The sequence below is a fragment of the Providencia xihuensis genome, assembly GCF_041953405.1.
Classification (GTDB): domain Bacteria; phylum Pseudomonadota; class Gammaproteobacteria; order Enterobacterales; family Enterobacteriaceae; genus Providencia; species Providencia vermicola.
In genome coordinates, this window is the sequence record NZ_CP169565.1 from 2335921 (window position 1) to 2362665 (window position 26745).

15 protein-coding genes are annotated in these 26745 nt (G+C 36.3%); 1 reads left to right on the top strand and 14 read right to left on the bottom strand.

Annotated features, from left to right (window positions below):
* Positions 1-8 precede the first annotated feature (8 nt).
* The 14 genes from ACE2AL_RS10395 to ACE2AL_RS10460 all read right to left on the bottom strand — a co-directional run bounded on the left by ACE2AL_RS10395 (position 9) and on the right by ACE2AL_RS10460 (position 25808).
* Entirely contained in the window at positions 9-2891 is a 2883-nt protein-coding gene (locus tag ACE2AL_RS10395; protein WP_375083467.1) for an RHS repeat-associated core domain-containing protein, read from the bottom strand.
* A gap of 13 nt (positions 2892-2904) precedes the next feature.
* Complete coding sequence (locus ACE2AL_RS10400; RefSeq protein WP_375083468.1) at positions 2905-7302, bottom strand: SpvB/TcaC N-terminal domain-containing protein; 4398 nt, start codon at positions 7300-7302, stop codon at positions 2905-2907.
* Between the two features lie 44 nt (positions 7303-7346).
* Positions 7347-14510 (bottom strand): neuraminidase-like domain-containing protein, encoded by a 7164-nt coding sequence (locus tag ACE2AL_RS10405; protein ID WP_375083469.1) that lies wholly within the window; start codon positions 14508-14510, stop codon positions 7347-7349.
* A gap of 440 nt (positions 14511-14950) precedes the next feature.
* Entirely contained in the window at positions 14951-15712 is a 762-nt protein-coding gene (locus tag ACE2AL_RS10410; RefSeq protein WP_375083470.1) for a prepilin peptidase, read from the bottom strand.
* A 70-nt stretch (positions 15713-15782) separates the two neighbouring features.
* Entirely contained in the window at positions 15783-16997 is a 1215-nt protein-coding gene (locus ACE2AL_RS10415) for a hypothetical protein (protein WP_375083471.1), read from the bottom strand.
* Between the two features lie 11 nt (positions 16998-17008).
* A complete protein-coding gene (locus ACE2AL_RS10420) occupies positions 17009-18037 on the bottom strand; it encodes a type II secretion system F family protein (RefSeq protein WP_206086040.1) in 1029 nt (342 codons plus the stop codon).
* Positions 18021-19565 carry an ATPase, T2SS/T4P/T4SS family gene (locus tag ACE2AL_RS10425; protein WP_349421847.1) on the bottom strand — a complete coding sequence of 515 codons (1545 nt, stop codon included), beginning with the start codon at positions 19563-19565 and terminating at the stop codon, positions 18021-18023. Before ACE2AL_RS10425 ends, ACE2AL_RS10420 begins: the two co-directional genes overlap by 17 nt.
* Position 19566: 1 nt before the next feature.
* The gene (locus ACE2AL_RS10430) at positions 19567-20082 is read right to left on the bottom strand and encodes a hypothetical protein (RefSeq protein ID WP_206086038.1); all 516 of its coding nucleotides are present in this window, start codon (positions 20080-20082) and stop codon (positions 19567-19569) included.
* Complete coding sequence (locus ACE2AL_RS10435; protein WP_206086037.1) at positions 20070-20888, bottom strand: hypothetical protein; 819 nt, start codon at positions 20886-20888, stop codon at positions 20070-20072. Before ACE2AL_RS10435 ends, ACE2AL_RS10430 begins: the two co-directional genes overlap by 13 nt.
* Positions 20889-20898: 10 nt before the next feature.
* Positions 20899-21441 (bottom strand): hypothetical protein, encoded by a 543-nt coding sequence (locus tag ACE2AL_RS10440; RefSeq protein ID WP_349421845.1) that lies wholly within the window; start codon positions 21439-21441, stop codon positions 20899-20901.
* 3 nt (positions 21442-21444) lie between these two features.
* Entirely contained in the window at positions 21445-22917 is a 1473-nt protein-coding gene (locus tag ACE2AL_RS10445; protein ID WP_206086035.1) for a type II and III secretion system protein, read from the bottom strand.
* 15 nt (positions 22918-22932) lie between these two features.
* A complete protein-coding gene (locus ACE2AL_RS10450) occupies positions 22933-23382 on the bottom strand; it encodes a TcpQ domain-containing protein (RefSeq protein WP_375083472.1) in 450 nt (149 codons plus the stop codon).
* 14 nt (positions 23383-23396) lie between these two features.
* On the bottom strand, positions 23397-25022 hold the full coding sequence (locus ACE2AL_RS10455; RefSeq protein ID WP_349415131.1) for a hypothetical protein: 1626 nt from the start codon (positions 25020-25022) through the stop codon (positions 23397-23399).
* A gap of 63 nt (positions 25023-25085) precedes the next feature.
* Entirely contained in the window at positions 25086-25808 is a 723-nt protein-coding gene (locus ACE2AL_RS10460; RefSeq protein ID WP_375083473.1) for a type IV pilus major pilin, read from the bottom strand.
* Positions 25809-26384: 576 nt separating this feature from the next.
* Here ACE2AL_RS10460 and ACE2AL_RS10465 point away from each other — a divergent pair.
* Positions 26385-26636 (top strand): hypothetical protein, encoded by a 252-nt coding sequence (locus ACE2AL_RS10465; protein WP_206086031.1) that lies wholly within the window; start codon positions 26385-26387, stop codon positions 26634-26636.
* Positions 26637-26745 lie beyond the last annotated feature (109 nt).

Consider the following 26745-nt stretch of genomic DNA (forward strand, 5'->3'; position numbering starts at 1 on the left):
ATTACCTCCTAACATGTCCCCATGAGTTCAGGCCTATGCTGAATTGATTTTATTGTGGTATTTTTTGATTTTAATTCTCTCGGAACGAGAAGTTGAGGACGAAATAATAATGACATAAACATATCAAACTCTTGATTGCTCTGAGTATTAACTATTCGGCTATATCCTGCTGGAGAAAGTAACTTTGCAGAGTTGATCATCCTTAACGCGATTGCTTCTTTAAAATTACGGTAGGCATAGACCGTTTCGCTAGCTTCTTTAGCAATTCTTTCTTCTTTAAAGATATTGCCATCATCACGACCAAACGTACGCCCTAAGCGCCTTGAGAATTGTCGCGTGTTGTAGTTTAAGGTGTCATTAATCGAAATATGTGAATACGGCATGTATTGTTCGTTTTCGACACTATTTAAAGGGGTATAATATAATTTATCGCCAAATCGGCTAACCTGCTTACCTTCTGCCCCCTCAATACCTAGTGAGAAAAAAACAAATTCCTTTGTTTGTAAATTCATTTCATCTGAATAGCTGGTGTGATTATGTGTGTAATCAATAATATTATTATTTCGTAATGCGACTCTTGACTTAAATGTGACCTCGCCATTAACCATAAAATCCGTCTTTGACGCATGAAGTAATGTAAAATTCAATTTGGTAAATCGTTCAACAAAACTTGATTCCGCCTCATTCAATGGTGAGGTAACCTTGCGTAAGTACTCAATATTTTTATGTGTGACCCGATCAAAGCTCGCTTTATCATTAAAACGGTTGTTCCAATAACGGCCATTAGCCATGAAAATATAACTATAATCTGCATTTTCTGCCGTTTTTCTTTCTGCTGATCTTCGCCTTAACTCTCTGACCCAATGTAATGGATTAAGCAAATGAAAAGGAAATAGGCCATTAGGGTCATGATAGTTGATCGGGTTATTACGAGACATTCGGTAGAAATTCAGCCCATCCACCGTTCCCAAGGGGTCGGCACTTAACCAACGACCAACCCACGGTTGGTAGTAACGGTAACCATAATAATACAACCCAGTCTTATCACGTTCTTTACCTGAATAACGTCGTATTTTATAATCAGCTTCTACCTGATTACTTGCCAACCAAACAGCTGTACCGCCATAAGGATAAAACTCCTCCTGGCTGAGAATTCGCCCCTCTTCATCTAACTCTAAACCCCCATTACCAGCCCAAAAATCAAAACTGTAACGCCATAAATTATTCTTGATACCATCAGGCGCGTTATCCTCCCAGTGTAAAACGTGCACTTGAACATTATCTTCACCCCCGATGTTAACGACCTGTAAACGTTCTTTTATGATGTCATTTCGTTGTGTAATGTTGACTTCCAAATCCGTTAAATACCTTGTTTGGACACAAGAATGATCTTGTTGACTCATTTTGAAAACACGCTGACTTGCGCTGTCATAACGATAATGTTCATTCAAGCTTAGGCTGGAAACATGTTGTAACTCCTGACGCGGGTTCCAATTGAGATATAGTCCTTTCATCAGCTGTTTTTGCTGGCCATTTAAAGTGAAAAAATCATCAACCTGGTTTGATTCCGTGGCTAATGACTTACTGATGGCACGGTTACTCTTATCGCTTACCGTCATTTGTATTATATAACTTTGATTGGTGGCAGGAGAGTGATGATGGATGTTGGTTAGGTTTCCTCCTCGGTCATAAACATAATGCCGAATATATTGGGTATAAGTTGCATTATCAAAAGGCACATAGTGAGGTATTTGATGATGTTGTTGCCCAATATTCGCCATTTCACGCCCTGTAGCACTAACCAGTTGGTATAATGAATCATATTGATAGCACTGTTCAGGGGGGATTTTTTGGTTACGCCAAAAACGTGTTTTTTCTGCATCATTACGCATACTTGTCCTATTTCCCACAGGATCATATTCATAATGGATGTCTTGGAAAAGTTTGAAGCCTAGCGAATTAGTATTGGGTCGTTGTGTTTTGACGCGCAATAAACGCTGTGTTTGTGGCTCATATTCATACTGTGTGAGCACATGATTACCCAATTCTTCTTGCTGTTTTTGCCCTGATGCTAAATATTCAACCGATTGAATCACCGAACGCTCTTTTTGACCATTAATAGTTAGCCAATGATGTTTAAGTTGCCCAGCAATATTGTATGCGTAGCGTTGCTGATTGCCTTTCGCATCGATAGATTTCAGCAAACTCCCTGTGGCATCAACGTGTATTTGATAGCCGTACTCTTCCGTTTCAAGTTTTTGTTTTGCTTCATTATTCGTCCAATTAACATCCGTTTCCCTCTCTTCAATTTTCAGTATAAATTGACGAGTCGTTAACAACGGCTTCCCTTGAAGGGAAACCTGTTTTAATACTAATAACCCCGCTGTGTCATAGTGACCAACACAGGCCCCTGCCAAATTTGCTTTTTGTTCGTCAATGGAGGAACCTGCATAAATAAAGCATTCGCTGATATAAGGAGCTTCGTTATTTATTTGTTCCGAGATGCTAATAGGACGGCCCAACGTCATTTTGGCCTCATATTGGCAAGTTCGACGAATGCCATTCGCATCAATGCTAAATAATAAACGTCCCTCAATATCATTTAGCGCAACGGAATCTCCCACATCAACCCCATGAGTGAACAGAGTCTCTCCCATTAAATTATAGCGGGAAATCATGTTGTTTATCTTGCTTGAGCCTAACCGAGGATCAGCTGAACTGACTAAATACCCCTGTATGTTTAACTGCTGTAATGTGACTCGTTCATCAAGATCTGTAGGTTGTTTTGGTTCCCGATAATACTGTAGATGGCGAATAGTCAAGTCCCGATTATCCGTAACTTGTATTGTGGGTGTTCCTGCATGAAAAGACATGTTTACGCTTTTTTTCATCGTCTCCCCCTGTTTACCCTTCTAACGTATCATTTTCGTCTTCTTCAACTGTAAACCACGGGAATATTTGAGTACGCCGTAAATAATTTTTAGCCGTTAATACTTGGCTAGCTCTTCCTAGTGGGTCGTAATAAACCGTATCGGCATACAAATCACTCCGGCTGCTAGCATCACTGACATAACGCCAGCTATTGAGGAAATAAGGTTGATAAGTTCTGACGGCAAGACCTTTGTTGTTGTATTCTGTTTTTCCTGTTACAGCCCAACGAGTTGATGTAAAGCGTTCAATTAACTTTCCTTGAGGATCACACTGAAGAGCCCCTGAATCATCACGTATATAAGCATTTCCAGCTTCATGGCGTATAGACGTTTGTAACGATCGCCCAAAACCGTCAAAAAAAGCCACTTGTTGGCGTAGCTGCTGTTCAGGGTCATTATCATAACGGTCTGTCGTAATCGTACAAAAATGCGGTGGAATACGCATACCCGTCGTCAAAGCGACAAATGGTTTTTGCTTTAATGCACAAGACCTTCGCAACCGACGTAGCGCTAAAGAACCTATTTTTTTCCCTATTGTTATTTTAAAATCCTGAGGTAAATCATGTGGTTTATCAATTTGATACATCCAGCTATCATCACAGTAAACAATCGCTTGGGAAACAGGGGTGCCTTTTGGCAAACTTAGAATGTCCTCAACAGTTAATGGTGCCTTAAAAGGTTTATCTGACGGGGGGCTATAACCACACGGTAAGCCATTTTCTGTTCCCCAAAAACGTGTAGACGTGACTCGCCCTAGGGCATCTAATGCGGCATGACTTTGGTTATTATTGATATCTTGAATTTGAATTGGCGTCATAAACCGATAATCATACTGTGCATATGTTGTCATGCCTGCAGCATCTTCCATCGCAGTGATTACACAGTAATGTTGACTCCAACGATAATGTGTTTTCCCCGTCAATAACGTCGTTCGAGTCGCCAATGGCCGCCAAAATTGTTTTGCATCACCATAATCGGTGTAACCTTGACGAGCACACCAAACCAACTCCGTGGAATGACCCAATAGCTGTGGCGCTTGGGTATAGCCACCTTTATATAAATATTGAATAAGCTCCTCTTTTCCAATATGTCCATCAAATGCTTTTAATGCTTGTTCATCTAAAACTGCGGTTTCGGTATACGCCACGAGAACAGGGAAAATAGGCTCCACAAACTCGCGTTTACCATCGGTATAAACGATCCGCTGTTGACCTAAGTACGCCGAAGCACGATGTTTACCTAATAGGCCATTGTTAGCTATCAACGTTTCAAGCGTAATCCCTTCTTTTGGCACCTCTGTGGCCACAAATTCAAATGCATCACTACGTTGACAATCCGCAATACCTAAAACATAAGTATCAGAGGAGATTAATTGATGCCATCGCGATTGTTTTATCACTAAGCGTAAAATAGTTTGTTGTTCATCATAGCTACTTCCTACAGTGGTAGTTGGAAGTGTCGTCGGATAAGGATCACTTGCTGGTTTTGGTCTACGAGGGTAAGCAATCGTGACTTCCTTAAGGACTGCCCCATATAAATCCTGTTCAACAACAATAGATTGAGCACATTGTGGATCAGAGATAATTCGCTCGTAGGTATAAGTTCTTTCTTCTATTTGTGAAACTTGGGTGACATATTGAGCCGATGTGGAGGGGAGTAAACGCGATTGAAACCGAAATTCTACAATATTATAGGGAACATGTTGTTTATCACTCCCGTCTAAACCAAACACCTCAGTACGTAGCGGCATCCCCTTTAAACTTCTGGAAAGCCAATATTCTCCCCCATCAGGAAAAGTATCCAGTGATATATCTTTGTCATCAACCCATTGGCTGTAGCGTGGATATAAATGGTCAAATGCGTGAGGATCTCCTTCCCAAAAATAGTGATATTGCTGTTGGTCAACCGTTTGATTTCCCGTTAAAAACCAGTTTTTTGTTAGGGTTGGAGCAGTACGTTCGGGGGCATTCCCTTGGGCTCGCTCATCAGTATCGAGCATTTCCAAGTAACCAAAACCACGAAATTCACGTTCAACACCATCCCAAACCCCTTGCTCATAACGGATACTGCTGATCAAACAGTTTTGCGTAATTTCATCCACGCTTTGTGTCTGCCATAAAACATGGATAGGGAATGGAAGATGCGAAACTATAGGTAAGCCCATTCTCTGCAACTTAGCTTTTTCATCGAGCCAAAATTGTGCAGAACTTCGATACCTCAGTGACGTTTCAGCCCCCATATTGTTGTTGATTGTGCTTAATAACCACGCTTTTTCCGAGGCAAAATCCAATTTCCAGTGATAAGGGGCTTGATGTGGAACAGTTAAGATTAAGCTAACTACCCCCATACCCGTCACATCTGCAGCTTGCAACAGGCATGTATTATCAAATTGCACCCCTGTGGGTAACGCGATGACATAAGGTTCACTAAAGCGATTACCCGCTTCATTGCTATACACTAAAAGTTGTGTCGGTTGCACATAAATTAAGTCAACATAACCAGAGCCATCCGTATCAACAAGATAAATAAAATTTGGATTGAATAAGGCTTTTGGCAAACTAAAACCGTCGAGCGTGCGTGGGGGACTAAATTGCCCATAACCTAAATTTGCCCAGCAAGTGACCCCTCCAGCATTAATTTCGACCAAATGCTGTTGGCCTGATCCTAAAAGATCACTAAACCCGACTAATGTTTCTGCGTTGGCAATCGGTAAAACCACTCCCTCAGGTTGTATCGTGAGTTCACCCGCCGAAAATCCCTCTCTGTTATTGGCGTAAATACGTACACTTTTCGGGCCTATTAAAACAAGGTCTATGATACCGTTACCTGTTAAATCAATAAGTTGTGATCTAGAGTGGAAGTATTCCGTCGGAAATGCAGAGATGGGAATAAATTGAGTCCAGCGACTATCAGGCTGTTGACTGTAGTAACCTTCAAGACCAGGTTGAGCAATAACCCAATCTAATTGGCCATTCCCCGTAAAATCCATCAAAACCGCATTTTGTTTCAAAGAAGGCGTTTGCACTAATGCAGTGGGTTCCGCATAACTCACCGCATTTTCCCCAATGGTGGCATCACGCTCAGGGGAACGGTACCACCAAGCTTCAGGCGATTGATATAAAATCCCCGAAATTCCTTCACCAAATAAATCAACCAGTTGATATGACTGCTGTGAATTGAAATATTGTAACGCCGTGAACTCCCCCCATTGACTCGCTTTAGGGCGTTCTTGATGTTGATAATCAAATTCTAAAGGCGCTCTGGTAACTATTTCCCCTCCAATTTCATGCCCTATTTGTTTTACAGCCACCAGCGTGGTTAATGTAGGCTGCAAATCATATTCAAACACCACTCTGGCGACGAGTTCAGGTGGCTGTTCAGAGGCAGTTGCGCCTGACAATAAATCGACCCGATGAAACATCAGAACTTGTTGGCAAAGGCGACGTGTTCTTATTTCAAAACCATATTCAAACCGTGAAAAACAGTCAGGCCGGCACAACCAAAGTGATTGCTCATGATAATCGGGCTTATCTATATCGATGATGCTGCGCTCGCCATAATCAAAGATGGCATGAAACAACCAACTATTTTCTTGAATAGGGGTATCTCTTAGAATGAAAGGCGTTTGTGCTGCTTGAATGTTGCCATACGAAACCTGCCATAAGTAACGTTGTGCCCCCACACTTGCGGAAGAGAGCGCTTGCTCTTGTTCATCACAGTTAGCGATATTTTCGGCCTTATACTGATAATAAACATGTTCTCCAGTGGGCGTAATGGTTTCCTCAATAAGCCACTGTGCAATTTGGTTGGTATTTTCAGCGCAATAAATACGCGCCTGTTTCGTCTTACCTAAAAAATGGATATTTCCATCAGGTGAATAAATAACCCAGAAAGGCTTTTCTTCACCTTCACTACTCGGTTGCCAATATTCTAAGCGGCTATTATCTTCAATCACTCTCGGTTGATACGTCGTCACTAAATGTGTCGATGATAGCGTTACACCCTGTAATTGTGTGCGTCGTTGAACATCGGCAGCGCCTAATGTATTGACCGCTATCACTAATAGCTCGCCTGCTGGCGACAAAAACTGATCCTTTCCTGCGTAACGGGGAACGCCATGTTGTGTTCTGAGGCTAATTGATAACAGCCCTACTTGCCAGCCTAAACCAAAAGCGCCATTCCCTGCTCCACTGCTATAGGATAATAAGAGAGAGGGGGAATAGGTTCGCCCCGAAGATAAAGGAAGTGGAATTGACATTGATGACATACCACTTGGGCCTGCACTTGCAATGTTCTCCCCCATACCTTGGCTAGTTCCACCACCCTTTGGGAGCGATAATGGCGCAATATTAACACCTGATTGTTTTTCCATAGTATTTTCCTGACAGGCAGTCTCCTGCCTGTACTTCCATGAGATTATTGACGTATACCGTAGTGAATATGCAAAATAATATTACTTAAACTCAAAAGTAATAATTTTTGCTTTCCTGTTGCATTTGGAAAACTGAGGGTGAAAATCCCGCTATCATCAATAGGAATGCCTTCAAAAGGTAGGAATTGGGGATCATCAAAATTGAGTTGGAATTGACCACTATCATTAATGCCGTGGGAAAGTGCAATAGTATTGCATCCCCTCGGAACGATAAGGCTACTACTGTAGTTCAGCACAGCTTGAATATCCTGATAAGCCCCCATTAGCATTGGAAGAGATACACTTATTTGTTTAATTCGACGAATATTGCCTAAATTATCTGGGTAGTCATTTTTGATATTAAAATCAGCAAGTTTAAATGTGCTCATTAAAATGCCATTATGCTCGAGTATTAATCCATTTTCTCGAGTTCCCACCCCGCCTTCCTCTTTAATCAAGATGTTTTTCACTTCATCCGCTAAGATAAAACCGTTACCATCAGGTTGTGAGGAATACCATTGCGCCAGAGAGATTGTACGAGTCACTTCCATCGGGCGACTTTCTTGTTTAAGGTATGCTTCATCCAGTTGAGTCAAATTCAACGCAAGGTTTTCTCCTGCCAGTAATCCCGCATAATTACTGTTCCATGCGCCTGGTTTGATGAATGTGGCATCACGTTGGTTGGTCTCCCAACGGAAAGCCTCTTGAGCCATTAAACAACGAGACAATGTAAGGTCATAAAATTGATAATAAATTGAAGATAAACAACCACGTAACCAGTTATACATGGCTTTATTGCTAAATTTGCGTTGTATAAATTCCAGTTGAGCTTGTGTATGTCCCCTTTGCATTTCTAAATAGCGCTTTTGCAGCTTTGCCGATTCCTGACGAATTCCCAACAGATCAAGCTGAGCATCTATTTGTTCCAACTCATTCTGTGCATTATCTTTATGGATCCCCCACTCTTGGCGTCGGCGTCTATAGGTTTCATTATAACTAAGGCGTTCCGCTGAAATTCGCGTAGCATGAGAGCTCATTTCTGTACCAATGGCTAACGCGTTGAAAATAGCGCCACTCTCCCCACCGCCAACGGCAAGGCCATAAATATTAGGGATCATATTCATTATCGCTGCTGACATACGTAATGCTTCGCAACTCAATGCTGTGATGGATGATGATAAAAAAAGATCCATCGCCAATTGTTCGCCCACATTCACATTTTCATCATAAAGGCGGGTATAGCTATTGAAACGCTGTAAAGCGCCTTGTCTATTAGCCTGTAGAACTTTTTTATCCGCTTCAATTTCAGCAATGGTTGATTCTTGCAAGGCAATGGATACTTGCGAAAGATCACTTGCCTGTAGCTGCATCATCTCAGCCATCGCTTCACTATCCTGTCGTTCAATAATCCCCTGCAACATGTTACCAAATTGCATCAATTGACTGACTAATCCTCGTGCATTACCTAATGCAACTGAAAAACGTTGTAGGGGTAATTGTACCTTCGGTAATGCTCTCCCTCCGTGTGATGAAATAATGCTTGAACTTTTTAATACTTCTGGGGAAAGGGGCTCAGCATACAAAGGTAAATGCAAAGGTTGCCCATCAATTGAAAGGTTATGGCGCAAGTTATATAACCGTAGTTCTAATAGATCCCAGTAGCCTTCAAGCTTTGTATTCACCTGCGGATAGAAACATGGCATCAGTTGTTCAACTCTTTCTGATGGTCGACGTAAGACCCCACTTTGATGAATATGAATAAGATCATCATGATAATTCTTAATGCGTTGTTGTTCTGCGGCGGCACCTAAATTAATATCCCCCCATTTATCGCCTATATTAGGAATATACGGTTTTTCTCCAAGTAAACTCAGCGCATGGGTATACCACATTTTAGCTTCATTCAACATATCCCTTTCAAGTTGCCGATAGGCTGTATCCCCACGAGCAATTAATAAGTCCAGCATTTTCATAAATGTTGTGATCTTATAGTGTATAGGGTCATTTTGTGCGATAACATCAGGATCTGTGGTATCAATCGTCGACGCACTCCAAGAGATACTTTCTTCAAGTGGTCTACAATTCCAAGAGTATGGCGCTTTATTGCCTTGCCATGTTTGGTACCCCATTGGGCTCCAAATATACTTAAGCCAGGTAAGCGCTTGATCAAATTGGTTTTCTTGTAATAACCGGGAACACACCATAGCGGGTAAGTAATAAAACATCTCCCAAAAATACAGTGAATTAGCCCCCGTAAAATCCATTGGCTCAATATAATTTTTTAGCAATTCAACTTGTACAGATTGATGACTATTTGGCGTATAATTGGAAAGATAAAGTCGGTTATTTTCCACTGAGGCAGCGAGTACACCAATAGATGAAAGACCACTCTGACTTTGGAAATGCAGCTGTAAAGTTAATTCAGTATTACTAGGAAAATCAATAATATCATTGAACGGTGATGCCTTTCGGCTTAAAGGAACAAAAAGCACGATATTCGTATCGATATCATTCAATCTGCCCTGCCAAAAAACAGCCATAGAGGCGCTTTCTGACCCGATAAGTAACTTAGCCGCTCTTGAATTACCATGCAGCCCAGTATCGTATTTGGGTATTGTGACACGAATATAATCACCATTTCCCATTTGAGGTTCAGGCAAATATTGCGTATCCATTGTTAAAATATGATCAATACCTTTATTCGCTTTGGTAATTAACTGCTGTGCAAATAAAGTATTAATTCGAACTCGATGCATATCACGTTGCATGTATTGCGCATATAAATTTGTTTTATTAAAACTAATTACTTCGATATTGGGATTTTGCCGTTGTATTTCAATTTTATAAATTCTTGTTCCTAAACTGCGCATATCAATAGGGTATGCATTATAATCCACTGTAACCGTTAGCTTATTATTAATAAACTCAGAAAATGAAATATCAATCTCTAAGTGCGTAAAATTATAAATCATCTCCTCTAAGCTGAAATTTGGTAGTTTTTCAACATAATTACTGGCTAGAAAACTTTTTTTTGTATTCCCAGAAAAAATATGAACATATACATTTTGGGGTGGGAGTGCTGTATTAATATCATAATAGCCATCTGTTCTTGATTTATTGTTGGCAGAATCTGACACAACCATTTGTCTTATTGGTGTCGTTGATTCTTTTAAAGATGGAAGTCGATAGTATTCTTCTGAAGGCGGGATGGGCCCACTACCACCTCTATTTCCTAAGTTATATGCATAAAAGTCAGCAGCACTCGGGTTATTAAGAAGAATACTTTGATTATACGTCCCCTCCGTTTTCACCATATGTACGACATTGTACAACGGTTTGCCAGCAAGTGTTTGTTGGGGATAAATAACAAACTCGCTTGGTTCATTATTGTAATATTTTTTCATCATATTACATTGTTCACGCTGACGTGTTCCTTCCCCCCGGTAAGAGATACTCAAATTAGCGTCAAGGCTTAATGTAATTCCCCTATTTCCTGATTCAACAACATTAATATTGCTAAGGCCACTACCATTCACCATAGTTAAGTTATCGTAGCCATATTTCGCATAGATATAGGTATACTGAAATTTATTATATAAATAATTATCCTGCGCTATTTTTTTAATTAAATGTTGGTTTTTTAATGTATCAAAATCATTATAAACCTTGAGAACAATATTTTTCGAATCTTGACTACTTATATTCTGGGTGGTCATATTCGGGTAAATAAATAAGCCTGAAGCTGTCGTTGGCATTTCTTCTGTATAAAATTCTTTTTTCGTATAAAAAAGGATATAGATAGTATCTTGATCTAGCCCATCGACCCTTTTGCTATACAAGGAACAATAGAACCCAACTTGGTATAACTTGTCTTTTGAAAAAATACGTAATGTGCTATCAAGACTAAAAGAGTTGACCGCGGCCCACGTGCCATTGTAATTTAACTTACTGATTTTCAGTATATAGTGTTCTATTGGTTGATTGTCACTATCTGTTTGTTTTTCTTTCTCAACCCAAGCAACATGAAGCCGTGAATTAAAAATAAATGGCCTGACCCAGTCTTGAACTGCATTTATCCCCATCTGAATGGCTTTCCATTCACTCCAAGCACTTGCTGGGAATTTTCCGTCTTCATTAAACTGACCTTGGTCGACGCTACGCCAATAAAACCCGCTAGAATCTGCGGAGTGACCAATAAGATAGGTAAGCCCATTATCAAAATTAATATTATTATGATAACCGCTAACGATATTTAAATTTGCGATGTGTTCAAATTGACTAAGATAAGAATTAAACGCAGTTTCTATCGTATCAGGGGACAAATTACTCTGACTAATGTCTTGCAACATGCCATCCATCATCTGTGTTTGCCCAATTCGCATTGTTGGGTCAAGATAGTTTTCAGGGTAGTACAGTAATTGAGCGCCCCCCGCCCAAGTACTATACCGGGCATTATACTTATCCCAATTAATAAAAAATGGGCGGCTGATTACGCCACTTTCGGTTTTGTCTTCTAGATCATTGAGTGCTCTGTAGATATAGAGTTGTAACGATGCAATTGTTTCTGCAATTCGTGATGTTGTGACTGACCCTGAGACTTGGTTATCAATTAATAAATAATAGTAAACATCATCACGAGTAGGTAATGGAACAGGAGCCGCTTTCAAACGATAAAATGTGCTTAATGCATTCCCCCATTGTTCCTCTAATTGATGGTAAACTGTTTCGTTATCGGGTTGATTCAAAGCGCCTTGGATAAGATGGCTTTGTACAGTCCAGGAAAAGTAGCCTTTTTTAGGTTCGTAAGATAATTCGAGCAGCTGAACTATCCCATCAGGTGTGATATTAAGTAGGTTTGACACGTAGAGTAACTGTATTGCTATCGAAACTTGCTCCCAGTGCCCTAAATAGGTTCGTTCTTGTGTTGGCAAAGAGACATCATCATTATGATTACTGCGAAGCCCAACTTGCCGAGCGAGCATAAGTGCTTGTCCCACTTTTGCTACATCATCGTTTAGACTACTCGCTAAAATTTCAGCGGATAATTGTTGATGATTCAGTGCGGTAAGCACATCATTTGAAAATTCACCTGAACCATTCACCCATTGATGAAACTGTGTTAATTGTAATAATATTTCGGTCGTTAAACCTAATTCGGATAGGCTAGAAATCAATAACGATGGCTTTTTAATAATCAGATCTAATTCTTGTTCGCTTAGATGAATTTGATTAATAATAATAGATAATTGTGTTAGCGTTTGTATAAATGCAATAACATCAGCGCGTTCTGCATCTGTAAGAAATTGTTTTTGGATTAGTTGCCAAAATTTATCCGCCGTTTGCCCATTGGGCTTTATCTGGTTAACCCAATGCAAGCATAGTTCTGAAATATAATTAGAATTTAACGACAATGTTGAAACAAAAAATGGCGCCATTCTTGTCACAAGTGCTTCACCATGTAAATTAGGCACAGCACCAATACCATTTAATAACGTTTGCTGTAAATCATCGAGGGCTGGAGTCCACACTGCACTCGTAATATCGCCTACCATAATAAATAGCTGATAAACGTTCCAATTTTGCTCTGCTAACCACAAAGTGATCTTCGATACATAGTGTATAATTTCATGTAGTTGGTCATTGTCGAGATCATAGAGTGGTACTTCACGATAATCAGATAACTGCAAGATAATCTCAAGTTCATCAATGGTTAATGCATGAGCACGTGCAAGCAACACGATCCGATATAAATCGGATAGCTTTTCCCTTGTATTATTAAATGCATAGGAATTATTTCTGCACCCCATTTGATGAAGTAACCATAATCCCGCATCATCAACGTTAAAACTGCGTTTTAATACTGACCGGTGAAAGCTGTCGCCTTGAAGGAGTTTATCTGGATGAACTGTAATGAGTTGCTCATCAAGTTCGTATCGTTTCCCATCAAGTAATGGTGTATTAAATAAAAGATCAAACTGACTGACTTGTAGCGATGTTGACCTTATGCCAATCATTGCATTAGCTAAAATGAAGGCTTCTGATAGAGTTAAATAACCTTGCTGCACAAATATTTTCGCATATGCTATTTGATAAATAATATCGGGTGTTAACTTATCAATAGGTAAATCTGTATTAAGAACAATGCGCTCCATATCTTGAATCGTTAGCTCTGTCGCTCTGAATAACCGAACCATTTTGTTGAAATAAAGAAGGAATAATGCGCTGTAATTACCATCAACACCCGTATCTGTAAAACCGCAACTTAGACGAGTTAATTCAATTAAAGTGGCAATTTCATCTGTAGAAACTTGATAATAACGAGACAACTGAGTTATCGATGACAAATCAGACTCACTGATCTCCCCAAAATTCTTATCATAAAGTTCATTAATTTTTTCTTCGTCCTCAGTGAGGTTTTCCGTCAAAATGGCAAAGCTTTCAGGTGGAAGATTTAAGCTAAGGGCCGTCAACTTTTGTGCCGTGAGTAGTTGATTGAAAATTGGTAAGCTTGTTATTGTTTTTAAATGGGGATCTTGCTGAAAAATTCCTAGGCGGACTGTGTTGTAAGCATGATGGTAAGGTAGGTCTCCACCCTGTCGGCATGATGATAATTTTTCTTCAATCTTATCAGGTGGTTCTACCATAATGCTTGAAATTGCACTCACAAGTATTTCATTTGCATAGGTGAGTGTAGAAGTTTCAGTATCCATATTGTCTTGAGATAACAGTATATTACTTATATCTGGCCGCCTATTACCTAAATTGTATACAGACTGTTTGTCATGAATAGGCAGAGCCTCTCGATAAAGCTCAGTTAAATAAGCAGCAGGAGAAAAAGAAGAAGAAACAGACCCCTCGCGAACAAAATAATTAGAGCGCTCGGGGAACATATCAATGTAACTGTGTTTTTCAGCGATAGGCTTTACCTTTAATGATCGTAAAGCAGATGTTTGAGGGTTAATACGGGCCAATAATTGGGATTCAAATAATCGATTCTCATTGTATTTTTCTTGTGCTATTTGATATAAATTAACAATTTCATCCCTGTTTAAAATATGACTAAACTGCTCATGTAACTGTTCTTGAGACATTAACATGATATCTGCTAATGATAGTGTTTTCGAACTTAATTTATTAACTTTATTTGAAATCATTTCAAATGATGGCATTAAACACTCCTTACTCATTATGGTTTCATAGTCTCATATCTAAAAATCAATAAGACACTACTTTAACAGCCATTAAGTAGGTAAAAATCTTATGACCAATTAAACTAATTCCAATTTAGTGCTAAAATAAAAATAATAAATTATTTTTATTAATGCTAGTAAACACTAAACAAAAGAGAGAAGCATATAATGAAAATATAAATAAAATACAAATAATATATAAATAAAATTATGAATAAAAAAAAGGGGTGACCAGCACCCCATAAAATAGCGAATCATGAAAATGAAAGTAAAGATTAATTACGAAATTAATATACCCTAAAAAAAACCAATAAACAATAATAAAAAAATAATTAAATTAATAATCAAAAAAACAATCCATGTACTATCTAACTAAAACACATTAAAATATACTTTTTGAATATTTAGCATATGAAAAGTTAGTTCATCTGGTTGTAATAGAATAAAAAAATAATTGCTAAGCAAATTGCAGGGCCAAAAGGCACATGGTGTTTCTCATCAATGTCATAGTAACTTTTATAATCACCTCGATCAGGAGAATAACTGTATAATCTAAATATGACATAACATATTATGCCAAATATGGACGATAGTAAAAATAACCAATGTACCTGTGAAATGCCAATAAATGTAGCTCCTGCTGCAAATAACTTGGCATCACCGTCTCCCATACCCTCTTTTCCTGTCACACGTTTAAATACTATAATAATGGTTTTTATGCATACCCATATAAAAACGCAACCTAGTACGGCTTGAATAGGAATAACGGATGTCCATTTCATGACTGAACTGATTAAACCTAACCATATCAATAAGTAACTTAGTTCGTCAGGAATGATATACCATTTTAAATCAATGAAAAAAATAGCGTAACATGTACTAAAAGCAATAAGGAAAATCACTATTGTTATCAATTCGTTATTTTGGTAAGAAAAATAAAAAACCGTACTAAAAATAACTCCAAAAATAAATTCCGAAAGTGGATATATCTTTGATATTGTATTTTTACAATGTCTACACTTACCTTCTAATAAAAACCAACTAATAACGGGGATATTATCGCGTTTATAAACCTTAAATTTACAGTGTGGGCAATGAGAGTGAGGAAAGCTTAATGTTAATAACTCCCCCCCTCCTCGATTAAAAATAATGAGTGGCAATCGATAAATAACCACATTCACAAAACTTCCAATACAGCACCCTACAATAAATGCAAGGAAGAGATAAAAAAAATAAATAAAACTATACATATCAATCACAAATATTTAAGACTGAACCATCTTTACGATACTGATCCTCATTAATATAGACGTTATTGTAGGCACTAATACTTCCCCTAAAATACGTCTGAGCATATTTTTTGTAGCCAAACTCACCTAAGTTTCCATTAATTAAGTCCGCATTAGTATAAATAAAATCAGTTTTTTTTAAGTTTATGTCATATTGTGGAAATTTTTCTCCACGTTCCATTCCAAAATATAAATCATGAAAATTAACTCGAGGACCTGCAAAAGCATTCCGTGCTTCTCTATATTTTTTAGAATAATTGGTATTAGTTGCCAGATTTCGAATATCTGGAATTCGGCTCCAGCTCATCGCTAAAATATAGGTTTCCCCTAATGACATACTCACTTTAGCACTCAAGTTCGATAAAAAATAAACTTTTAAATCGTTATCAATTCCTATATGCATATTGCCGCCATTTTCCTTATCCCACCCAGACATCTCAACTTTACTCAGTTCTAATATCGGTGGATCCATTGATTTTGGGTTATAACCAAATTTAGCTCTCCAAGTAAATGCAACAAAAGCTGTTATGTTCGATATTTCAGGTCTTGGTGGAGATTTTCTGTCCTCAATGCGAATTGATAATCTTTTAATTGAACGTGTTGGTAACCAGATAATTTCATCAGGTTGCCTTAAATCGAAGGCCCGCGATCCCCCGTCCGCACGTTGTACGACGGGGTTGTATTTAATAGTATAGAAGCTCGGAGATTTCCATATTATAACTTCGTTATAATATGGTTCGAACTTTTTATTTTGATCTTGTTTTTTAGGATAACCAATCCCTGCATCAGCAACACTCATTCCCTTCATAAATCTTGTACTGAGCGGAACTTGCGAAACTGGGCCTCCTATTCCTTGAACACCAAAAGAGGGGGGGCCATCCCAATTGATTTGTCGGTCACCAAAAAAATTAGCCAGTTTTAATGGAATACCTCGTTCTTTTTCTGTCCAATAATCCACTTCAAATTTGACTGAAACTCGGTTTCTAAAATCTGAATTCATGCCAAAATCTCTTAATGTTGAAACCACAAGTGGTAACGGTGTAGAGGTATTAGCGCAAACCAACGTAGCAGGGTTTACTGGTCCTGAACCATCAATATATTTAATCCCTTTTGTCGTAACGCCATTAACAGCCATTGGTAATAGCAATGCACTTAAACATAACTTTTTTAATTTCATTTTTCTACTCATTACATTTGTGACATTTTCGATAGTTGGTCGGATAAAGAAAATAAAGCAATAAATACCCAAATGACGCAACCGCCTAATATCAAAGTTGAAAATGACTTTAATAATGCTGCTAATTTATCCATTTTCTCATTAATATTTATTTTAGATTTTTCTGATACTGATGTTAAAACCTCATGAAATGACGGCAGTGCAGAATATAAGCTAATATTCAAAAGTTCATGAACATTCAACAACCCAGTATTAAGTGCATCACCATAGTTCATACCTTTTGACATATTAATTTGCATAATTTTAATGTGGCTTTGTAACCAGCGATTTGCATTTAAACTTAATATTGTTAAAGCATCGTTAATTGGTATTTTATTTTTAAGCATGCCAGATAAACTGTTTAATACGATAGAGGCATTTAATTGTTTGAATGTCGAAAATGGAATAACTTTGTCAATAAAACGGTCACGCATTAAACCTGTTAAGTTTGCCATAATAAGACGAATAACGATGATGCTTATTACTAAAAAAATAAGCATATATATCCATAACCCTTCATATAATGCTAGTCCGAAGTTATACAGCGAACTAGTCACTCCAGGCCAACGGCTCACAGGTAAAACCTTTTCAAAAGCAGGGAAAACCTTTAGTGAATACCCCGTAATCACAACTAATGACAAAACAAACATAATCATAGGAAAAGTTATTGATTTAATCACCTTGGCCATTAATTGATCTTTATATTTAATCACATCAATAATGCTGGTGAAACCATTTGCTAATGCCCCACTTTTTTCTGCCGAATAAATTAAACTAAGTTCATTTTTGGGCACCATACCATCAAAAACAGAAGCGATAGATTCCTTATTAGCCATTTTATCTAAAAGGAAATTCAATTTTTTCACAAATCCTTTTCCAATAATTGAACCTCCTTCTTTTTTAAGTTTTATGATTGAATCATATATTGGAAGGTTAGAATTAATCATATCTGCACAAAACTGATATAAGTATAATCGTTGAGACTTAGTGAATTTTTTCAAATATCACCTCCAGATCATCAGGGGGAATAACACCAAACTCATGAGTAAACCATTGATAACAAACTTTATTTTCAATCACGAGTAACATCGTTTTTTCTTTTATTTGAAACCCTTCACCAATTCCCTCACCTATAAAGCGCTTTTTCCGCCAATGAACATAGGCTTCTAGCCAATTATTTTGAGCAATTGCTGACAGTTCATCGATTGAAGGTCGCATATATTCAACCACTAACTTTCTCCCGCTAATTCCTGTATTTTTGCAATGTTTACACCCGTCACGATTGATAATAGAAATGTCTTTTTGAAACTTACCCAAGATAACGGTCTCTGTTTTTTTACAATGGGGACATAAAAGAGGCATTAGCTTCTGACACTGTAAACCAGCAATAAAACCAGGTGTGGAGAGTTTGTCACCTGCTATTCCTAATGCAGATAATCTTTGTAATAACGTCACAATGCTTCCCGCATGGACTGTAGTGAAGCAGTAATGTCCGCTTTCAACTGCGCCAGATAACGCATTAGCAGAAATTTTGTCGCGAATTTCTCCTATCATTAAAACGTCTGGGTCACGGCGAAGTGCAGACTTTATAGCCGAATGAAACCCTCCTCCATCGACATCCAATACTGAACTCTGTTTAGTGCCATAGATATAATATTCAACTGGATCTTCAACAGTTAAAAAGCAACCTTTATTATTGAAGCGGTTAATTTGCAGCCACTCCATGACTGTTTTAAGTGTTGTTGATTTTCCAGATCCTGTTGTACCTGCGATAAAATATGCACCATAAGGATTGCTTAAAATCGTTTTAATATCGTCAATTTCTATTGGCGACAACCCTGTATTTTCGAGTCTCGGATTTGGATTAGTATCGATGGATGCGGGGATTATTCGTAAAACGCAGTGATAACAGTCACTCGATTCACCAAATATAGGAAAATGTGCATACCTAAAGCGGTATTTTTTACCTTGTAAATCATAAAGAATATTCGCACTTTGTGGCTGCTGACGATTCCACGTTGTTTCTTTCGTTGTGGCTTCAACGTTATACAAGACAAAAACTAACTCATCACAACTTGTTGATGTCATTTGTGAATAGAGAATTAAAGAACCATTAACTCTAAATTCAATTTTTGAAATCACATCTCCTCGTGTAATATGCAAATCACTCGCCCCTGTATCTACCGCTATTTGTAATAAACTTTCAAGTTCCTTTTGAACATGACTCGTTTCAAGTAAAATACTGTTACTTGTTGCCCGCGTTGCGCTTTCAATTATTTGATAATACTGGGCTTCACTACTTAACATAAACCCGTTAATTGCCTTTTTATATACAGATATTGCATAATGCAAATCCATATAAGCAGCAGCCAGGTGGTTAATTTTCAACTTATTAACAATCAGATATTTTTTATTATTATAATCAACTGTAATTAAATCTTTTTCTAATAAATTTAATTGACATTTCTCTAAAGCTTTTACGCCATTTTCTATATTATTCAAATAAATAAAATCAACTGGTAGATTCATTTCATTCAATAACTCTATATTGTTGATTTTTTAGAACAACACGATAACGCGTCCCATTCATTTTAAATGGTGTATTTTCTGTAGTAAACGTGACTTGTTTATTTTCAGGATTAATGACACCAATTTTTTTTACCCCCGCAATATGAGAAATCATAATTACCTTTGGCCTTTCAGCGGGTTTAATCGGGGCATCCATTAATTCATTGATTTTCTGTTCATAAGCTTCATTTTCAGGCTCATTCACAATAGTTCTTTCTTGAACCATTGGCTCATTAAGTAGCTCATTAACCTCTTTAAGTTCTTTTTTTAGCTTCGCTAATGTGATTTGATTTTCTATATTCAGTTTTTCAGATTCAAACTTCAGGTTGTTTTGCATTAAATCGATGATGTTTTTCTGTTCGATAGAAAGTTCAGCAGTTTCAGGCGCCACTGCATCTACGCTTTCATTCTGCTCTTCTGCAAAAGCATTTTGACTGCCTATCATAACGATAAATAATGGAAGAATTATTTTGTGCATGTAAAAACTCCTGTTACTTTAATATTGTTGCTATCTAATTTTTCGATAGACTTAAAAGTATAAAAATTGATATACGGTTGTCTTTCAAGTATTTTTTTAATTTTCAATGGGTTTTCAGGAAGTATTAACTCGAATTTTGAAAATAGCAGATGGTGACTATCTACATAATCTGAGTATTTCTGTTCTAAACTAGCTACTGATGATGATGGAAGCTCAATAAATGTTATTTTCTCATGAGAATTATTTTTAGATGAATTAAATGCATAAATATAATTGATATAATCATTACATAAAGGAGTCTTACCGTACACATGATTAATGATATTTTCTATAACTAGACCATTCGTGTAGCTTATGTTTAAATTAGAGAACCCAATGCTATCAGGACTGATTGTTCCATCATATTTTTCATTAAAAAATATTTTTTCTTGAGCACTAAAGATAGCGCCTTGTTTTAATTTATAGAGAAAATCGCAACTTTCCGTATTACAATTAAATGAATCCTCAGAAAAACCACTAAGTGTAAACGCGTAACGGCTCACCATAATTTGCTCAAGTATGGTTATTAAGTCATTAATTTGGTATCCCTGTGATTGACTAATATAGTAATCAGATATTTTTTTCTTTTCACTAATAGCTAATTGTTGCCTTTGGTACTCTCGGTTTTCTTCATCAACCTTTTTTTGATATATATAGTAAGTACCGATGGAAATAATGATAAAAACAACAATCACTACTAGAGAAATCAACATGCTTTTAGATTTCAATAACCCATGTTCACGCCATCCAGAAAGAATATCTTTCATATTAATATCCTTAATATAGAAATAAAATAAAAACGACCATAGTAAATAAAAAAATAGACATTGATATTAATAAGTATAATTTAAATGACTTTATACGATATTTTTCTTCCTGAGCTTTGTACTCTTCATAAATGGCATTAAATATTTCATTATTAAACACAGTAACATTCAATGAAGCATATTCAGAGCTGTCTTTTTGATTTAATATGTATGTCAGCATGCTTTCAGTAATAATGGTATCCGAAGGTGAAATAATACAATCATCTTTTATACAAATTAAATAATAGTTTGTTACGTCATTTTCAATTACGGGGGCATAAAAAAAGCCATCACCATACAATTCCTTTATATACAAAGCTAAAATTTCGTAAACTCTAACATGCCGAGGAAATAAAACTTCCTTCATACCGTTTTGTGTTTGATAACGTATTTTTTTATATTTTTTCTTTGTTGACTCTAACCAGAAGCGATGCCGATGTTCATTAATCTGAGAAGAGTCAACCCATATACCATTAATCGCTAGTTTCTTTTTTAGCAATTCATTTAATGTCATAATTTACTCATTAACTGAAAAATAATTATCTATACCAACAATCATGATCACAGTAGAATTAGTATCTTCCCCATTTAATATCCCTGAGAAAATACCAGCTTGTTGCATATCGGAATCACTATCTTCATCATATTTGCCAACAATCAGTAAATCACCAGGTTTAATCGTTGAAGTATTAAACATTTCTGTTGTTGTAAAATTCGGTAATTGAACGCCATCAAATTTATCAATACTGATTAAATTCTTACGCGTAAAGCCACTAGCCACTTCGATTTTTCCATCAGATAGTGCTCTAGGCGTAATGATAAAACTACTCCCCGTTACGATCTGGTCCGTTGTTAATTGGCTTTCTGTGATATCCATACTGGCATTTTTGGTACTGGTTACACCTGAAACATAATGATGTGTTTTTGTTAGGTTCAATGGTATTGGCATGTTATTACGAGTAATAAAAGAGCCACTTTGTAATATTTTGCTTCCCGTTAACTTATATACGGCATCTAATTGACTGGCTAAACGGAATTTTGCATCCTCCCCGCCATGGAAGTTAGAATTTGCGTTTAATTTTCCAGTAAGTTTTGTCAATAAATGCTGATTAAAACCAATTTGAGTCCCTCCATTATTATAAGAAAACCCTAATTCAGCTTCGAGATTTTTTGATTTTCCTTTATCAATAATATAAATTTTATAGCTCACAACAAACTGACGGTTATTTGCTTGTTTGTATTGCTCTAGCACTTTACTTACGTGCTCATATTCCGACTGGCGGCCAACAAACGTCAATATTGAAGAATCTTGGAAGATATTATAAACGCCTGATGAAATATATTTATCCATCATATCTTTTACATCGTCCCAAAATGAGGATTTAAACGATGTTGTCGATTTACCTTTTAATCCGCTAGAAGAAGCAGCCTCATTATTTGAGATATCTAAACTAGCCTCATAATTATTATCTTTACCATAGTAATCAAGGCTAATAGCATAATTTGTATACAAATTAACTTCGAGTAAATTATTTTTCTTTAGCTGTATATTTACATCATATAAATTGGACAGATAACTAATAAACTCTTTTAAATCACCATTAAAGTTAATCGTATAAACCGTACTCTTAAGTATTTCCTCGCCAGATACTTGACTTTCAATTTCACCAGGCGTGTTTGCATCAATTTTATACGTAATTTCCATTTGCTCGCCAAGCATTTCCATTACCGTATAGATATTAACTGGCGAATAAGAAGTTAATGAAATTTCTCTGTCCAAGACTTTTTTTTGTTGGCGATCGTAATCAACCTCTTTTCCCAAATAAGGTGAATCTAATGACATAAATGCACTTTGCTTACTATCATTGATATCTTGCAATCCTGTCACACGGTCGAACAACTCTTTTTCATCATATTTTTCTTCAAAAAAGCTGTTGCATCCTTGAATAAAAAAAGGAATTAGTAAAAAAATCATTTTATTTAGTTTCATTACTGTTTCTACTTATTAGTTATCTATAACAAGAACATTATTTTTTTCATAAAATTTAAGGTAAAACCCTGCTTTTTGGTAAGACAATTGCTTACCTAGTTTTTCCATAACTTCAATTTTATTCTTACCATCAATTTTTATTTCATTAAAAACGACAATATCTTTTGGGCTGTTCCAAATAAAATCAATTCCATTAAACCGAGCCCAATCCTCAACACTTTGGCTGAGAAGCTCATTCTTTTTCAATACTAACTCACTAAGAGCATCAATTTTATTTTCTGTACCTACTAATTTTTTTTCACTGTTTATTTCTGTATTAAACTGTCCGTTAATTTGGGGCTCGTTAGCTATTGCTTTTATTTCTTTCATAGGCTTTAAATTAATCCACTCTTGCACTTCTATATCTGTATTTGCAAAGCTGCTTAACGTAAAACCACATAACACAATCAAATAATTATATTTCATATTGCTTGTACCTTTTAATCAAATACTGTTTGGTAATCACCTTTAGTTGAGCTACACCATTCAACCGACATGATGGATAACGATTTTGGGTTAACATATGTTTTTGATTCCGCCAGTGCTGGATTATTTACCCCTAAAGAGGCGCTAATCACCCAAACACGTTTACCATCAATAAAACCAAGGCGGGGTTGTAAAACAACGCCTGCAGCTAACCCCACATTCGTGATTTTATTTTTTCGCGTGCTATATTCCTTACTAAGATCAATATCTAACTTTTTATCATTTTGGTATACAACAGGCATCATCGATGAAACGGCGACAGTAAGCCTTGGCCACAATCTAACATTTTGCACTACTGGGCATACTATACGTGGGATAATGATTTTACCGTCTTCTTTTTGGTCATCTCCAACATAGTCTTCTTCCTTAATCATTTTTTCATCATTTCCCGTAAAATTATGATAGTTAACCTCTGGCACAGTACGATATTCTTTTATTAATTTATTACCCTCATAATGACTATCCTCGATAATAACGTTCGCTACTAACGTACCTGCAATTTCATTTCCTCTAATATCCGTTTCTGTTAAAATAAAGTTACTTTCAGGAAGATATTGTGCTTCTGTAATTGGAAATTTTTGGTCTTGTCCTTTTAATGCTAAGCATGTCGCTTTTGTTTTATTTTCCCTGTCCCAGCAAAGAGTCGGTGATTTTTCTTCGTTATCTGTTTTACCACTCGTCAATACTAACGTATTTTCATCTTTAGCTTTTAAACATGGGCCATATTGATTGGTTTTGGTGTTCCAACATAACTTGTCGGCATTCACCGAGCCGTCAGCCCTTAAAAACTTCCCTGCCTTAACATTAAAACTAAGTCTTAATCCATAATCAAAGCTCGAGCTTTTGACTAATTCAGCATGGGATGCCAAATTACCAAACTGAAGATTCTCATTATCTACCTTAATGAGTTCCCAACCAGTACTAGCTATAGAGCGATTTCTTTTAACAAAACTTGCCTGTGTTAAATATAAAAATTTATTTTTAAACGCCTCACTAAAATTGCCATAGAAGGACTCAATATATAAACCCTGCTTATCCTCAATTGGGTGATATAAAATAATAAAATCTACGCGTTCAATTGTTTTTTTTACTTCATCGCCAACAAGATCAACTCTTTCAATAGAAAACTCAGGATGTTCAACAAGTAATGCATCCATTGTGCATTTTAAAAATTCTTTTTTTAATGAAATTCCTAACAAGCTTCCTTTACATGTTTCATCAATAAACAAATTTCTATCGCTGTTCTCCCCCGTCCCCCAATTAAAATGTTTACCATCCGTCGTGATTGCATCTTCAATTTTATAATTACTCGTTCGCTTACTGTAAGCTATGTTTTTTTGTTCTTTTTGAAATAAAGGATTACGAATAAAATTGTTATCTTTTTTTTCCAGTTCATCATTATTAATAAAATCAATAAACCGATAAATTTCATCAACAATAGCATCTGAAATATGTTGCCTGTGGTTATTTTCAATTTGATTAATCATAAAGCGACTCAACGGAATCATAATCACACCAATAATTCCAAGAACGACAATAACTTCAAATAATGAATAACCAGCTATTCTATTATTTTTCATATTTATTCTCTTGAACCTCCCTAATTATAGGGAGGTTCTTTAGCAAGTTATTACTGCTTATTATTAACGGCTACCTAAAATAACCGAGTTTCCAGGGCTGTCGGTACATACACCAGCAACTTTATCTGGTGTAATATTGAGATTACCCTTCGCATTTAATGTACGTAATATGCTCGCTGATGGCTCAACAGACATATCAACAGCTTCTGCTACACTATATGCACCCGCTGCCGCTACACCTACAGCAACATAATCCCACTGATTACCCACTTGGGAAATAATATTACGACACTGATCTTGATTTAACCCATTAATCTCAATCACAAAACCTTTAAGACCCGTATCAACTTGTGTTGTCGCTGTTTTTGCACCACCAATATTCAGGAAGTCATTCGAAATGCTATTACGCGCTTCATCGATAGATAACTTACCTAATTGAACAAGGCGTGCAATCGGCTCTTTAGATTTTGCAGTATCTTTAATACTATCGACATTATAACCACTCGCTGCACCTGTTGAAATTGGGTATCCCGCAGCCCGCTGATATGCATCTTTCATAGCAACTCTCACTGTATTGGTATTGCTGACGACATCAGAAATAGCACGGCTGTCAAATGCACGCTGCGCTAATATCACAACACCCGCTGCAATTGTCCCAATAATACCTAATACAATGATAATCTCTAATAGAGTCATCCCTCTTTGTTTTTTAGCTTCGTGATGTTTACGTGATTTTTTTAGTAATTCCATTTTTAAGCTCTGTGTCTGCTGATAGACTTTAAACATAGGTATTCCTCAAGAATTTAATCAAATTTAATTTGATAATTTATAAAATAATATTACAGGCAAAAACTATATTAATTAAACCAATAACTACGCTTACTAATTAAGTTCCTTATAACTTCCCTTCATTACAATAATTATTAGTTTAAATTATTTATCAGTCAATATAGTTTTATTCAAAAAAATATTTAGACAGTAAATCAATTGTGAAAAACATTAACTTAATCTTAATATTACATACACCGACTATATGCCTATCATATATTTTAAATAATAGAGCTGTATGCATATAAAGTATTATTAGGATTATTCCTAATGTTATTTAAGCCAAAAGAAACATTCTCTTACATTATTTATTTAAATACAATCATTATAAATATATACAAATAAGTAATATTAATATATTTTACTCTGTATTCGGCTAAATACACTTATTTTAGGTAATTAATATATTGCAAGTTCACTGAATTAGTTTAACACAATGACATGTGTTTTAGCCGAACTACTACTTTTACTAGATGATATAGCTATAGCCTCAATAACCTGTGTGGCAGATAGCATTGATATGAGATTAATAATATGACATATTCTAAATTAATTTTTTCAAGTACATCTTTTACCTCTAATCATGAATCCACGCTGAATCAAAAAACAGAAAAACCGATGAAACCTGACTTAAAAAAAGCAAAGTTAATACAAGTCCCAATGATATATATAGATGCTTTTGAAAACATAAAAAATGAAGGTTATACCTCACTATCCTTCTCCTCTTATCTTATTGAAGCATTGAAGGAGAAAATTATTTGTGATGTTTCACGGCTTGATTCGTGACCTATATTAGTATTTAGTATCTAATAAAAGAATCGCGTACTTCATATTTAATGAAATACGCGATTCTTTTATACTAACAATTAAAAAATATATTACTCATTCATTTAAT